This window comes from Brevundimonas sp. Bb-A, from assembly GCF_009394735.1.
In the GTDB taxonomy this organism is placed as follows: domain Bacteria; phylum Pseudomonadota; class Alphaproteobacteria; order Caulobacterales; family Caulobacteraceae; genus Brevundimonas; species Brevundimonas aurantiaca.
Genome location: NZ_CP045456.1, coordinates 1758836 through 1772496, shown reverse-complemented (window position 1 = coordinate 1772496; position 13661 = coordinate 1758836). Strand labels below are relative to the sequence as shown.

The following is a 13661-nucleotide window of genomic DNA, read 5'->3' as shown; positions in this document are numbered from 1 at the left end:
TCTCAGGCCAGGACACCGCGCTGGTGCAACCGCCATTCCAGCGTCAGCAACAGACCGGCCAGCAGCACCAACAGGGTGAAGAGGAGATCGACGGCCGCCCCGCGCACCGGCGCGACGACCATGTCCGCCGGTCGAGGACGCGCCGCATCCAAGGTCGTCGCCCGGTCCAGCAGGGACACGCTGACCGGAAGGTCGCCGATACGGATCTGCCCGGCCCCGCCCAGATAGAGGTCGCCGTTCAACGCCCGCGCCGCAAGGCGCCGATCCGCCGCGAGTCCGTAGAGATCCGACTGATCGACCAAGGTCGTCCCGGCGGCCGCGTAGGCGATCCAGGGTTCAGGGTCGGACAGCCATCGAAGCGAGCGTGAGACGAAGACCGGGAAATCGGCCGAGGTGGTGAAACCGCCCCCCTGATCGAACAGCGCCGACCAGACCGAAAGGCCCCGCCGCGCGCCGGCGTTGGATTCCACGCCGACGGGGCGGTTGGTCCTTCTCGCCAAGGCTGCGGCGTCCAGATCCGCCAGCCCCAGGGTCTCGGACTCGGAGGCCAGATCGGGCGCGGCTTCGTCCGCCGCATAGGTCAGGCGGAAGGCCGGCGCGTCGGTTCCGCTCAGGACGAACGCGGGCCGGTCGGCGCCGAAGACCTCGTCGGCGCGCCGAACTACCACATCGGCCTGATCGACTGCGACCTCGGACAGCCCTGCGTCCAGACCCACCACCTGCCGCAGGGCGGCCGGCGTTCCGGCTGAAAGAGCCACCTTCAGCCCGCCTCGCGCCGGGAGCCTCAGCGCCGCCCGATCATCGGCCGGAAAGGCGTCGCCGCGCGCCAGACGCACGCCGAAGAGGCTTCCGTCGGCCGCCACGTCCCGAAGGATCAAGGCGCCTCCCGCAAGGACCGACGGCGTCATCGAGACGTCGCGGCCGTCGCGGCTGAACCGCAACTCTTCCGGCGGCAGGGCCGCTCCGCGCGCATCCACGGCCTGGATCAGGATGTCGGCGCGATCCGCAGCTCCGGACACGGCCGGACGCGCGCCCAGGACGACGACGCCGCGGTTGCCGGGGACGGGCTCGGCCAGATAGCCCCAGACCCTTTCGACGCCTGCAGCCGGACGCGCAGCCGCGCCCGAGGTCCATGCGCCGTAGTAATGGAGGATCGTCCGCTCGCCTTCCGAGGCCGCAGCCATCGGATCGACGGGCCCCAAGGCGACAAAGCGGGAGAAGTCGGACGGGCGGGCCTCAGGCTTCACGCCTTCGAGGCGCCGGTTCAACAGAGCGATGTTCTCGCCGGGTCGCAACAACCGCGTGCCTGTCGCGTCCCCTAGATAGACCGTCCGTCGGGACGGCTCGGTCGCCCGGACATCGGCGATGAGGGCGCGGCGGGCGCGGTCGAACTGGTCAGAACCGGTCAGACCCGCAGTGGCGTCCAGATAGAAGACATGGCGCGCCGTGTCGCGACGGGGCGAAAGCTCCGGTCGCGCCCCTGCCGTCCAGAGCAGCAAAGCAATGGCCAGCACCAAAAGATAGGCGAGCCAGCGCTGGAACCTCTGGCGAAACACACGCAAGGGCGCGACCCGCGCGGCCTGGGCCCAGAGGCCGGCGGCGGCGATCCGCACCCGCTTTTGGCGCGCCTTCAGAATCTGCAGCACGAACAACAGGCCCGCCAGAGCGCCGGCGCCGATCAGGACCGCCCAGAGAGGGAGCGACAAGAAGCTCACAGCCGGACCGCTCCGCCTTCGAACAGGGTCGCCAGTTGCTCCGTCACGGGTGCATCGGCGTCGATCCGCGCCAGGCCGGCGCCTCGGGCGCGGGCGAAGTCGACCAGGGCGCGGTCGAACACGCCGTAGGCCGCCTTGTAGCGCGCGATCAGCTCGGGGGTGATGGTCAGGGACGCCGGCGCGGGGGTCTCTCCATCGTCCATCAGCACGTCGCCGTTCAGATCCGGATGGCGTTCGGGCTCAGCATCATGCGCCTTGACGATCTGCACAAGCAGCAGCCTGTGCGGCAAACGCTCGAGCCCCTTCACCACAGCCTCAATGCCTGCTTCGTCGAAGAAGTCGGAGATCACGATCACAAGCCCCTGGCGGACGCCCATGCCGGCGAGATGCATCAAGGCCGCCGCCAGACCGGTGCCGCCCTTGGCTTCGTAAGCAGCGAGGCTGTGCGCCACGCGCGCCAGACCGGCCTTGCCGGACACGGCGCGGAACTCGATCTCCATCGTGTCGGAGAAGGGAAAGAGGCCGACGGAATCGTGCTGATCCAGCGCCACGGCCGACAAGGCCAGGGCAGCGCGCTGGGCCGCGTGAATGCGCGGGGGCTGTTCGACATAGAGGCTGCGCGAGCGGTCGACCAGTACATAGACGGGCATGTCCTGGCTCTCTTCGAACACACGGACGAAGACCTTGCCCAGGCGCCGATAGACGTTCCAGTCGATGGCGCGCAGATCGTCGCCGGCGACATAGGGTTTGAAGTCCGCGAACTCCGCGCCCTGACCGCGCGCATTGGTGCGCTGTTCGGCCAGACGCCCGCCCTTCTGCGCCCGCGCGATCCGCAGGGAGAAGGCCTTGAGCCCCGCCAGGAAGCCGGGATCGAACAGGGTCTCGAAGCTCAGCGGTTTGGCCAGGTCTTCGACAGGTGAGGCGGCGACTGGAGCGCGCTTGCGGAACAGCATCTCAGTCGCTGCTCGCATTTCTCTGGGTGAAATAGTCGCGCGTCAGCCTCTGGTCTTGCGTCGAGGTCGCACGGGGCGCCGTGCGCGACGCCTCGCCCCGGGCCGCGCCGCGGTCGCCGGCCTGACCCGCAATGACAGGAAAGGCCTGAGGCGCGCCGTCCCGGGTCGTGGTGCTGGTGCGGCCGGGACTGGCCATGCCGGCCAGACGATCCTGCATCGGAGTGGCGAGCAGCAGGCTGGACACGCCCCGCCCCTTCTTGGCGCCGGCGTCGGCGCCGCTGCGCTGGCCGGACTCGCCTTGGCCGCCGCTCTGTTCGCCGCCCTGTTGATCTTGGTCGCCGCGACGGCTGCGGCCGCCCGGCTGTTTGCCCTCTCCGCTCTGCCGGCGCCCCTCCCCCGATCGCTCGGGCTCGGCCTGACGGGCCGAGGGCGCGTCCTGACGCCCGCCCGCCGACTGTCCGCTGCTGGCCGGCGCGTCAGCCATGTCGGACTGGTCCTGATTGCCCGCCTCGCCGACCGGGGCCTGGTCGTCCGGGGTTGTGCGTGCGGCCTCCGGCTCGGCCGCCATGGCGCCGCGAGAAGAGCCGTGCCCGGACATGCCCAGCGCGCCGCGTCCGACGCTCTCGCCGCCGCCCGCCGCCGCTTCGCCGCCCGACCCCGGCTTGCCCGGCGCACGCGGACCGCCGGCCGAGCTGCGGTCCGGGCTCAACAGGGCCGCCAGGCGGCGCAGGATCGACGATACGCCCTCCCCCTCGCCGGCCTGCCCTGCCTGACCGCCGCTGCGGGGGACGGCGACGGCGCTGTTCGCGTCGAAATCCCGAACGGCCGGCGACGCCTTAGACGCAGCCGTGGCGACAGAGGCGACCGCCGGGGCTGCGGTTTCGTCGGCCGGGCTCTGGATCGGGTTCGCCCCGGCCCCGAAGCCCGGAATGAAAAAGGCCGAGGCGAATAGCACGAAGGCCAGAAGAAGCCAGAGCCACAGCCGCGACGGGCGAACCGTCAATACCGGCGTGGAGACGACCGGCGCGTTCGCCGCTCGATCAAGCCACGGCGACGCCTCCTGGAGGGCGGCGCTCTGAAAGGAGGAGCGGTCGGCGATCCGCGAAAACTCGTCGGCCGTCTGTATCCGGTCCTTGATGCCGAACCTCTGGTCCAGGCGGGCGAGCGCAGCAGCACGTTCGATCGACTGGGCGCGCCGCACGCCCAGATAGGTCACGCCGCCCACGACGAGCGGCGGCAGGACGACGGCGGCGAGACCGACCACGGGCGATGGGCGCTGGATCAGGGCGGAGAGCACAAAGACCCCCCCCCCGACGGCCGAGGCGGGAGCGGCCCAGGCGAACGCGCGCGACACGGCCTGGCGACGCGCCTGATCCAGGATCAGCCGCAGCCCCTTGGCCTCGAGCGCGTCCAGACGCAGCCGCAGCCCTGTATCGCCCCCCTGAATCATCCGCTCCAACTCGAACCGCACACGCGAAACACCCTGAAACGCCTAGGCCGGGCAGCTTGCACCAACCTTACGGGACGTCCGGGCCCAGACGAAAGCGTGCGCCCGCCGCAGCGGCAAGGCTGGGGCAAGCTTCGCATGTTTGGTGGGCCGGCAGAACGCCATAGATCAAGGGGTCGACCGTGCATCCATTCGTCAAGACGACGGCGAGCGTCGCCCTGGCTGCCCTGCTGGTCGCTGCCGGCCCGGCTCTGGCGATCGGCCGAGCCGAAGCCCAGAGTCGAGCCCCGGGACGGGCGGAACTCGGCAGGGTGCAGATTCCCTACGAGCGCTTCACCCTGCCGAACGGGCTTACCGTGCTGGTCTATACCGACCGCACCGCCCCGAGCGTGTTTGTCGGCGTCTGGTATCGGATCGGATCGAAGGACGAGCCGGAAGGCCGCACCGGCTTCGCCCATCTGTTTGAACATCTGATGTTCCAACCGACCCGCAACCGACCCACCGAATATTTCCCGCCGCTCGAGGCGGTCGGCGCGACCGGCATCAACGGCAGCACCACGGCCGACTACACCAACTATTTCCAGACCGTTCCTTCCAACGCCCTCGACCGCGCGCTTTGGATGGAGGCCGACCGGATGGGCGACCTGGACAGCGGCATGACCCAGGCTCTGCTCGACGAGCAGCGCGCCGTGGTCAAGAACGAGAAGCGTCAGGGCGAGCTCGGCCCAGGACAGGCCGCCGAAGCCCAGTTCCTCCGGGGCTATTATCCCCCCGGCCATCCCTATGCCCACACGACGATCGGTTCGATGGAGGATCTGGATCGCGCCACCGTTGAGGACGTCAAGGCCTGGTTCGCCGCCAACTACGGCGCCTCGAACGCGGTTTTGGTTCTGGCCGGCGACATCGACGTCGCAACGGCCCGAGAGAAGGCGGCCCGCTATTTCGGCGGGGTGCGCCAAGGCGAACCGATCAGCCGGCCGGCGCTTTGGACGCCCCCGATGACCGACATCCGGCGCGACGTGGTCTACGAGAACATCCCTGTCGCCGTCCTGACCCGCACATGGCCTCTTTCGACCGCCGCCTCTCGCGACAACACCCTGCTTCAACTGGCGGCACGCAGCCTGGCGGGCGGCAAGGGCACGCCCCTGCATGACGCCTTGGTGGAGGATATGGATCTCGCTTCCAGCGTTTCCGCCTCGGTCAACGAAGGTCAGCTGGCCGGCGCCTTCAGCCTGTCCGTGGAGTTGAAGCCCGGCATAGAGCCCGAGGCTGCGGAAGCCGCCATAGACCAGGTCCTGACAGACTTTTACGAAAAGGGTCCGTCGGTCGAGCGATTGGAAACAGTCGCTTCGGCGACGGATCTGTCGCTGCTGCGGATGCTCGAGGACAGCGCCGCCATCGGGGCGTGGTTGGCGGAGGGGGAAACCACCCGCGGCGACCCGACCTACTTCCTCAAGCAACGCGACTGGATTCAGAGCCCGAGCCGCGACGAGATCCGCGCCCTGACCGCGCGGACCCTGTCGCGCCCCTATTACGAACTGGTGCAACGGCCGGCGCCGAAGCCGGCGCACGCGCCCGACGTCGCCGGCCTGGCGGATCCTACGCGGATGCCCGAACCCGGCCCTGCCGATACGCGGATCCAGTTTCCCCGGATCGAAGAGACGGTCTTGCCGAACGGTTTGAGGCTGGTGGTGGCGAACCGTCCCAATCTTCCCGTCGTCGACGCCCGGCTTCAGTTCGCCACCGGCTCGATGGCGGAAGACGCCTACGGCCGTGGCGCCGCCGCCCGGGCCTTCAGCCTGATGACCGCCGGGACAAGACGTTACGACGCCGAGCGTCTCGCGCGCGAAGCCTCGCGAATAGGGGTTAACATCGAGGCGGGCGCGCAGGCTCGCCAGAGCGGCGTCAGTTGGTCAATGCTGAGCGCCCGACTGGACGAAGGCTTCGCCCTGGCCGCCGAAGTCGTTCGCCGCCCCACCTATCCACAGCGCGAGATCGACCGGGCCCTGGAAGGGGTCGGTCCGCAGTTCGACGCCTATGAACGCAATCCGATAAACGCCGCAGGCCCTGTCTACGCGCGTGCGGTCTGGGGCGAAGGACATCGCAACGGCCGGATCGGCACGCGAGCCGACGCCGCCGAGGTGTCGCGCGACGCCGTCCAGGCTTTCCACGACCGCGAACTGGGCCCGAACAACGCCACCCTCTATCTGATCGGCGACATTACTCTCGACCAGGCGCGCGCGGTGGCCGGCAAATATTTCGGCGACTGGCGCGCGACCGCGCCGACGCCGCTGGCGCCCCTCGCCGACGCCGCTGGAACACCGGGTCGCGTCATTCTGGTCGATGCGCCCGGAGCAACCCAGACAAATGTAATGGCCGGCCACGTCGTCGACGCCTTCGACCCGGACCAGTCCGCAGCCGAGGCTCTGGCCGATTCCGTCCTGGGTTCGGGTTTCAACAGCCGCCTGAACATGAACCTGCGCGAAGACAAGGGCTGGACCTACGGCTTTACTGGGGGCGTGTCGGACGCCCCGGTCGGCCAGCGCCTCTTCACCGTCAGCGGCGCCATCGAGGCGGAGCACGCGGCCGAGGCCATGGCGGAGATCCGCAAGGAGATCGCCGACTTCGTCGACGCACGCCCCGCCACGCAGGACGAGATCGACCGCGACCGGACCGCCCGCATCTTGGCCCTTCCGTCGGCCTTCTCAGGCAACGCCGCCTTCCTCGGGTCGATCGTCAGCTCGGCCGCCTACGGCCTGCCCTATGATCGCGCCGCCTCGTCCGGCGACCGGCTGTCGGCGGTCACCCTGGATCAGGTCCAAGCCTGGTCACGCCGGACCTACCGCCCCGAACAGCTGACCTGGATTGTTGTCGGCGACCTTTCTAAGATTGAGACCTCTGTTCGCGCCTTGAACTTCGGGCCGGTCGAGGTTTGGAACATCTACGGGGCCAAAATACGCTAGACGGCAGCGACACGCTCGGCCGGGTCTTGCGCGCCCGGTCCAGATCTCCCCTCCCCCACGGTTCTCGCCCGAATGGCTTTGTCTCCTCTCTGCGTCATGATCCATCGGGGCGAATCTGAACGCGAACTGCAAGCTGAAGACCCTGCCCACGGGAAATCTGATAGCGAATCTGTCGGTGGACCATCGGCTGAGCTGGTCCGATACGGAACGAGCGACGGTCGAAGCCGACGCGGTTGAAGAGGATCGCACCCCCCGGACCACCAGTCTGCGCGGCGCCATCGTCGTTCCACTGTGGCGCCGGATCGACGAGGATGGGGAACGTCAGTTCGGTCCTGGCGAGGTTCACTCAGCCTCGGCGGCAATCTGCTAAACAGCTCCATAGGCGAAGGCAGCGGGTTGGATCTCGATCTCAACTGGACCCCGATCGAGGCGTTGAGGCTCAATGCGGGATATGCGACCGCGAACGCCGCTCCGACGACCGACCAACTCTATGCGCCTCTCGTCTACGGCGATCCTGTCTCGGTGTTCGATCTGGTGACCGGCCAGGCCGTACAGGTCACACCGCTGCTCGGCGGCAATCCGGACTTGAGGGCGCAGCGATCGGATCGCTTGTCGGCGAGCGTCAGCGCGGGGCCCCTTACAAAAACGGGGCTTTTCCTGAACCTCAGCTACGGTCGAAACGAGACGCAGGACGGTGTCGGACAACTGAGCGAACCGACCCCCGCGCTTGAGGCCGCCTTTCCGGAACGCTTCATCCGCGACGCCGAGGGTCGGCTCACCTTCATCGACCGCAGGCCGCTGAACCTGGCTTCCGCGACATCGGAGGACCTATCCACTTCGGTCAGTCTGGCCTTGCCCTTGCCGCGGGGTGAAGATGAGGAGCCGCAGAGCCTTCAGATCAACCTGAATTACGCCTACCGCCTGACGGATCGCTCCCGTTTTGGCCCCGGCGCCCCGGTTCTGGACCGGATCGCCGGCGTCGGCGGCGGCCTGCCTCGCCAGACCCTCTTCCTGAACGCCGAAACCCGGCGGGGCCGTTGGAGCCTGAGCACGAGCGCTCGATGGCAGGCGGGCTACCGATCTCTGCGAGGGGACGCGACGGGACCGGACGATCTTGTGGTCGACGGCTTCGCGGATGCGGATTTCCGGCTCGGCGTCATCCTCCTACCCTCCGAGCTACGCGCTCAAGGGCCGACGGCGGCGCCGCGATCCGGTTGTCTGTCCGGCGGGGGTCAGATCACCGTTGAAGTCCAGAATCTGTTCGACGCCCGTCCCGACGCCCGCCTGGGCGACGGCCGCCCGGCGCCCGGCTATGGCCGAGACGATCACGATCCCATCGGACGTCAATTTCGCATCCAGTTCGCCAAGCGCTTCTGAGCCCCAAAAGAAAGGCGCCGCAGGGAAAGCAGGACCCTGCGGCGCCTCGGACATCCGTGCCGACTGACCTTTATGGGGACCGTCAGTCGGTGGCGTACGGACGTTTGACGTGGGCCAGGACATCCTCCAGCAGGGCGTCGGCCGTGAGATTGTTCGCCTGGGCGTGATAGTTGACCACCAGCCGGTGCCGCAGGACGGGCATGACCACAGCCGCGACATCGTGGGTGCTGACGGCGAAACGATCATCCAGCAGGGCCTGGACCTTGGCGGCCAGCATCAGGCTCTGAACCCCACGCGGAGAGGCGCCCAGGGCCACACTGCGATTGACGCTGTCGGGCGCATAGTCGCTGCCCGGCTGGGTGCCCATGACCAGGCGAATGGCATAGGTCTTGGCCGCCTCCGTCACGGGCACCTGACGCACGACAGCCCGCATCCGTTGCACCGTCGCGGCGTCGGCGACGGGATTCAGCACGACGTCGTGCCCCGCCGTCGTGCGATCAATGATGGCGTGATAGTCGGACTCGGACGGGTAGCCGACGACCAGCTTGAACAGGAACCGGTCCAGCTGCGCCTCGGGCAGAGGATAGGTGCCCTCTTGATCCACGGGGTTCTGGGTCGCCATGACGCAGAAGGGTTCCGGCATCTTGATGGTGCGGCGGCCGACCGTGACCTGGCGTTCCTGCATCACCTCCAGCAGGGCGGACTGGGTCTTGGGCGTCGCGCGGTTTATTTCGTCCGCCAGCACCAGGTTGGAGACGATCGGCCCCTGCTGGAAGGTCAGTTCATGCCCCCCGCCGTCGGTTTCGGTCAGGACCGTGGTGCCGACGATGTCGGCCGGCATCATGTCCGGCGTGAACTGGATGCGCGAGAAGGGCAGATCGACCGCTCGGCTCAAAGAGGCGACCAACATGGTCTTGCCCAGGCCCGGCACGCCCTCCAGCAGCACATGGCCACCGGCCATAAGGGCGGTCAGGACGCCGTCGACGACATCCGCCTGGCCGACGATCATCCGGCCGACTTCGGCGCGGATGTTGATGAAGGTCTCCTTGAACGCGGCGGCCTCCTGTCGGGCGCGTTCGACATCGTCCTGAGACGTCATGGAATATCCGGATTCGTAAGCCATAGGAGTGGGTGTCTCATGCTTGGCTTGCACCAGGCTGACGCGATTTGAGATGGAGCGGCGGAGTCAGCCGTCTTCGGTCAGGCAATAACCCAGGCCGCGAACGGCCTGGATGCGCACCTTGTCGGTCCGCCGCGCCAGATTGGTGCGCAGACGCGAGATTTGCGACTCGAGCGAGTTGGCGTTGACCACCTTGTCATAGCCGTAGACCCTTGCTTCAAGCGTTTCACGTTGGATGACGGCGCCGGGTCGCGCCATCAGCGCCTCCAGCACCAGGGCTTCGGTGCGTCGCAGGGTCAGGGGCGTCTCGTCCACGAAAAAGACGCCGCTTTCCAGGTCGTGCATCAAAGGTCCGAACCGGCGCGTCTCCCGTCGCGTCTCGATCGGCCGCCTCAGCGCCGTGCGGATCCGCGCCAGCAATTCGCGCGGCTCGAACGGCTTGGCGATATAATCCTCGGCCCCCGATTCCAGCCCCTCGACCCGATGATCGATCGAGCTGAGAGCCGTCAGGACGATGAACCTCTGGCGCCGGTTTCTCTGTTCGGACCAGGCGATCAGGGAGACCCCGTCCCCGTCCGGCAGGCCGCGATCCAGCACGACCAGATCGAACCCGCCGTCATCCAGGGCGTCACGCGCCATGGCCAGGCTGGTCGCCACATCGACGACGAAGCCCTGCTTCTCCAGATAAAGCACAAGGGTCTCGGCGACGTCGGCGTCATCCTCGACAAGCAGCAGTCTCATGAGCCCCTCGACGGCGATGGAACGTCGGCTCCGGCGTAACCGACCCGACAAGGGGGCGCCCGCCTGAGCCGCCGCCCCCTCTTCATCCAGTCAGAACGTATACTGGAGTTCAAGCGACAGAGTCCGTCCAGCCGCATTGTAACGTGCCGCATCGTAGGGAAGGTTGTACACGACCACGAACGGCGGCTGGGCGTCGAAGATGTTGCGCCCGGCCACGTTTAGCCGCGTATTGTTCGCGACCTGCCAGGCGAACGTCATGTCGAACGTGAGGAAGTCGTCGACCTCCTGCTGGTCCTTGGGATTGGAGATGATCCCCGCAGCGGTAGTTATGGCGTAGTCGTTTTGATAGCTGGGCGTGTAATAGGCCCAAATATTAGCGCTGAGATCGTGGTAGTACCACCCCAGAGAGCCGACCACCTTGTACTCGTCTGGCCCTAGGATCGACCCCAGGGTGGAAATCTTGGCGGTGTTTTCAAACGCCTGCTGTTCTGACATCAGGTTGTCGAGGACGTTCAGACGCGGTTCGAACGTGCCCCACTCCGTCTGCCACAGATAGCTGATCTCATAGTTGATGGAGGCGAACTCGGAGCCGAGGATGTTGAAGATCTGGTTCTGTTGGCGAATGATCCGTCCCGTCGCATCGCGCGGATAGAATTGTTCGATTTTCAGGACCTCGGCGCTCGGCATCAGGGTCAGCAGTTTCTGAAGAGTCGCGAACTCGTCGTGGATCACCGTGTGATTGTAGGCGACGTCTACCGCCAGCCCTTCCAGCCGCCCCTTTGGCCGCCAAGTCAGCCCGAAGGCCTCCTGTTCGGACGTCTGAGGACGTAGGTCGGGGTTGGGCGCACGCACGACCTGGGCCGTATAGGCGTTGCGGGTTGGATAGAAGGATATGCAGCCGATGCAGCTGAACAGAGGGTCGTCGAAGATGGTAGTGTTGAACGTCGAAGAACCCTGCACGTCGAACAGCTGCGTGAACGGTGGGGCCTGGAAGGCCTCGCTCCACTTGGCGCGGAAGGCCAGCCCTTCAAAAGGCTCCCAACGCAGACCGTAGGACGGCGTCGTGCGCGAGAAGGTGTTCTCTCCGAAGATCAGCTCCCCGCCCTGATCGATGGGAACCTTGTTGACCGTACCGACCGCGCCATAGGTCTCATAGGTGTCGTTGCGGGCCGCCAAGGTGAGCGTCAGCGACCGCGCCAGGAAGCGGTTGTAGTCCGGACCGAAGATTGGCACCGACAACTCGCCGAAATAGGCGTAACGATCCCGATCAACCGCTTCGCCCGTCTTGACCTTGACCTCGCTGCTGTCGACGCCGTCGCTCGCGTATTCCGCGCCGATTGCGTAATAGACCTTGCCGGCAGGCAGGGTCTTGAGCACCCCGTTCATCTGGATGTCGTAATTCTCCAGACGAGAGCTGCGGTCCTCGCGAGCGTCGCGGTAATAGAAGTCCACCACGCTGGAGCCGCCCCCATCGACCGTGGATTTCCAGGGATTGAAGGCGAGAGTCGGATCCGCGCTGGTCAAGGCCCTGCACTGGCGGTCGAAGGCGTCTTGAATGCCGGGACGAACGTCCGCCGCATAGCGATTGTTGGCGAGCATGAAGTTGTAGCATGACACGCCGGTGGGAGACGCTGAGTTGCGGCGCAGATCAACCAGGTTGCCGAAAACCATTTGCTGTCCGTCCGATTCGGACTGCGACGTCGTGTAGTTCAACTCGATCCGGCTGTTCTCGCCCAGTCGATAACGCAGGCCCGTATTGAAGTTCCAGGAATCGTAGGTGTTGGATATGTTGCCGCTGGGCAGGATCCCAGCCTCGACCTCGGCCTTCGGATTGTAATAGACCGTGACTCCCGGCTGGAAGCTGCTGAAGTAATAGGCCGGGAATGGATTGTAGTACTGTCCGGGCGCGAGGTTGATCGACAGCCTGGAGAACTCGATCTCCTGCGTATTCTTGGCGCGAGAATATAGGCCGTTGGCGAAGATGCTGAGGCGGCTGGTCAGATTCTGCTCGAAGCTCAGCGACAGGCTCGTGTTTTCGGTCTCATTGCCGGCGTACTTCGGCACAAAATCGGGAAGAGCCTCTCTTCCGACGGTCACCATGTCCGACATTGTAGGACGACCGGTGAAGCCGGGACGAACCGTCAATCCCTGCGCGTTATTGACCAGCCCCCCCGTGGAGGGGTCATAGGCCATCGTGCTTCGGTCGATCACCCCGGGCTGCAAGCCCTGTGCGAACGAGCGACGATCATAGTTGGGGTTCCCGCCGTAATAGCTGGAGTAGTCGTTGGTGACGTAGCCGACGTCGCGATTGAGGATCGGATCACGACGTGAATGGCTCAGGGTGCCGGACAGGTTCCCGCCCCGCCAGCTGTAGCCCGCGAACAGGCTGACGCTGCTGTTGTCCGCCCCGTTGTTGGAGTTTTCGACCTGGCCGGTCAGGGTGGCGCCGACGAAGTCTCGCCTCAGGATGAAGTTAATGACCCCCGCCGTTGCATCCGCCCCATAGACGGCCGAAGCGCCGCCCGTCAGAATCTCCACACGTTCGACCGCGCTGAGCGGAATGCCGTTCAGATTGACGAACCCGTCCTCGATCCCCGCAGCGCCGGCGACGCGGCGACCGTTGATCAGCACAAGCGTGTTGCCCGCTCCCATGCCGCCCAGGTTTGCGGCCGAAACCCCTAGGGCGCCCAGACGCGACACCGGCGCTGTGCGATTCTTCAGCGGCCCCTTCGCCCGATCGTTGGTGAGGGCGCCGACATTGGCGACGTTCTGAGGAAGCGTGCGGATCAGTTCCTCAACCGAGGTGACCCCTCTCGCTCGTATTTCTTCGGCGGTGATCACCTGGACATCGGCCGTAACGTCGCCGTTCTGCAGGCGGCTGCCGGTCACCTCCACGGCCTCGATGACGGCGGGTTCGCTCGACGCCTCGGCGGATGTCGCCTTCTGAGCAGCGGCAGCGCGCGCCGCCTGTTCAAGCGTGGCCTCGGTCGAGCTCTGGGCCCAGGCGCCGCCCGCCGATGCGCAAATCATCAGGGCCAGCATCGAAGTACTCATCGGTCTTGCAGTCATGTCATCCCCCTGCCGGTCGTACCGGCGCAGCTTCACCTCCGAGCGACAAACCCTGAGGACTGCAGCCGAGGACGGCCGTAGCCACGATTTGTCGCGACACCGTCACCGTTACGTCGTGAAGCTTGCACCAATCTGGCTGCGGAGCGCCGCTCTGCAAGCGGCGTCGCTTTGCCGACGTCACAATGGAAAATACATGCGAGATGAAACATCGAGGCCACACAATCGGCACGATTAACCCCCGAAACGCCGTTCTAAACCCGACACTGCAATGGGCTA

Annotated in this window: 8 protein-coding genes; 2 read left to right on the top strand and 6 right to left on the bottom strand. The window is 66.4% G+C overall.

Going from position 1 to position 13661, the window contains the following annotated elements; translation table 11 throughout:
* Positions 1-2: 2 nt before the first annotated feature.
* The 3 genes from BSP_RS08780 to BSP_RS08770 are packed head-to-tail and all read right to left on the bottom strand — an operon-like array spanning position 3 to position 4139.
* On the bottom strand, positions 3-1706 hold the full coding sequence (locus tag BSP_RS08780) for a hypothetical protein (RefSeq protein ID WP_152949994.1): 1704 nt from the start codon (positions 1704-1706) through the stop codon (positions 3-5).
* Between the two features lie 5 nt (positions 1707-1711).
* The gene (locus BSP_RS08775) at positions 1712-2686 is read right to left on the bottom strand and encodes a DUF58 domain-containing protein (protein WP_152949992.1); all 975 of its coding nucleotides are present in this window, start codon (positions 2684-2686) and stop codon (positions 1712-1714) included.
* Positions 2670-4139 carry a hypothetical protein gene (locus BSP_RS08770; RefSeq protein ID WP_152949990.1) on the bottom strand — a complete coding sequence of 490 codons (1470 nt, stop codon included), beginning with the start codon at positions 4137-4139 and terminating at the stop codon, positions 2670-2672. Before BSP_RS08770 ends, BSP_RS08775 begins: the two co-directional genes overlap by 17 nt.
* A gap of 158 nt (positions 4140-4297) precedes the next feature.
* On the opposite strand from BSP_RS08770, the gene BSP_RS08765 reads away from it, so the two are divergent.
* On the top strand, positions 4298-7078 hold the full coding sequence (locus BSP_RS08765) for a pitrilysin family protein (protein ID WP_227975899.1): 2781 nt from the start codon (positions 4298-4300) through the stop codon (positions 7076-7078).
* 396 nt (positions 7079-7474) lie between these two features.
* Entirely contained in the window at positions 7475-8455 is a 981-nt protein-coding gene (locus BSP_RS08760; RefSeq protein ID WP_194166951.1) for a TonB-dependent receptor, read from the top strand.
* Between the two features lie 82 nt (positions 8456-8537).
* Here the strand turns inward: BSP_RS08760 and BSP_RS08755 are convergent, their stop codons facing one another.
* The 3 genes from BSP_RS08755 to BSP_RS08745 form a co-directional block, all read right to left on the bottom strand.
* Complete coding sequence (locus BSP_RS08755) at positions 8538-9554, bottom strand: MoxR family ATPase (protein WP_152949986.1); 1017 nt, start codon at positions 9552-9554, stop codon at positions 8538-8540.
* Between the two features lie 87 nt (positions 9555-9641).
* Positions 9642-10316 (bottom strand): response regulator transcription factor, encoded by a 675-nt coding sequence (locus tag BSP_RS08750; protein ID WP_152949985.1) that lies wholly within the window; start codon positions 10314-10316, stop codon positions 9642-9644.
* A gap of 90 nt (positions 10317-10406) precedes the next feature.
* Positions 10407-13370 carry a TonB-dependent receptor domain-containing protein gene (locus BSP_RS08745; protein ID WP_227975898.1) on the bottom strand — a complete coding sequence of 988 codons (2964 nt, stop codon included), beginning with the start codon at positions 13368-13370 and terminating at the stop codon, positions 10407-10409.
* Positions 13371-13661 lie beyond the last annotated feature (291 nt).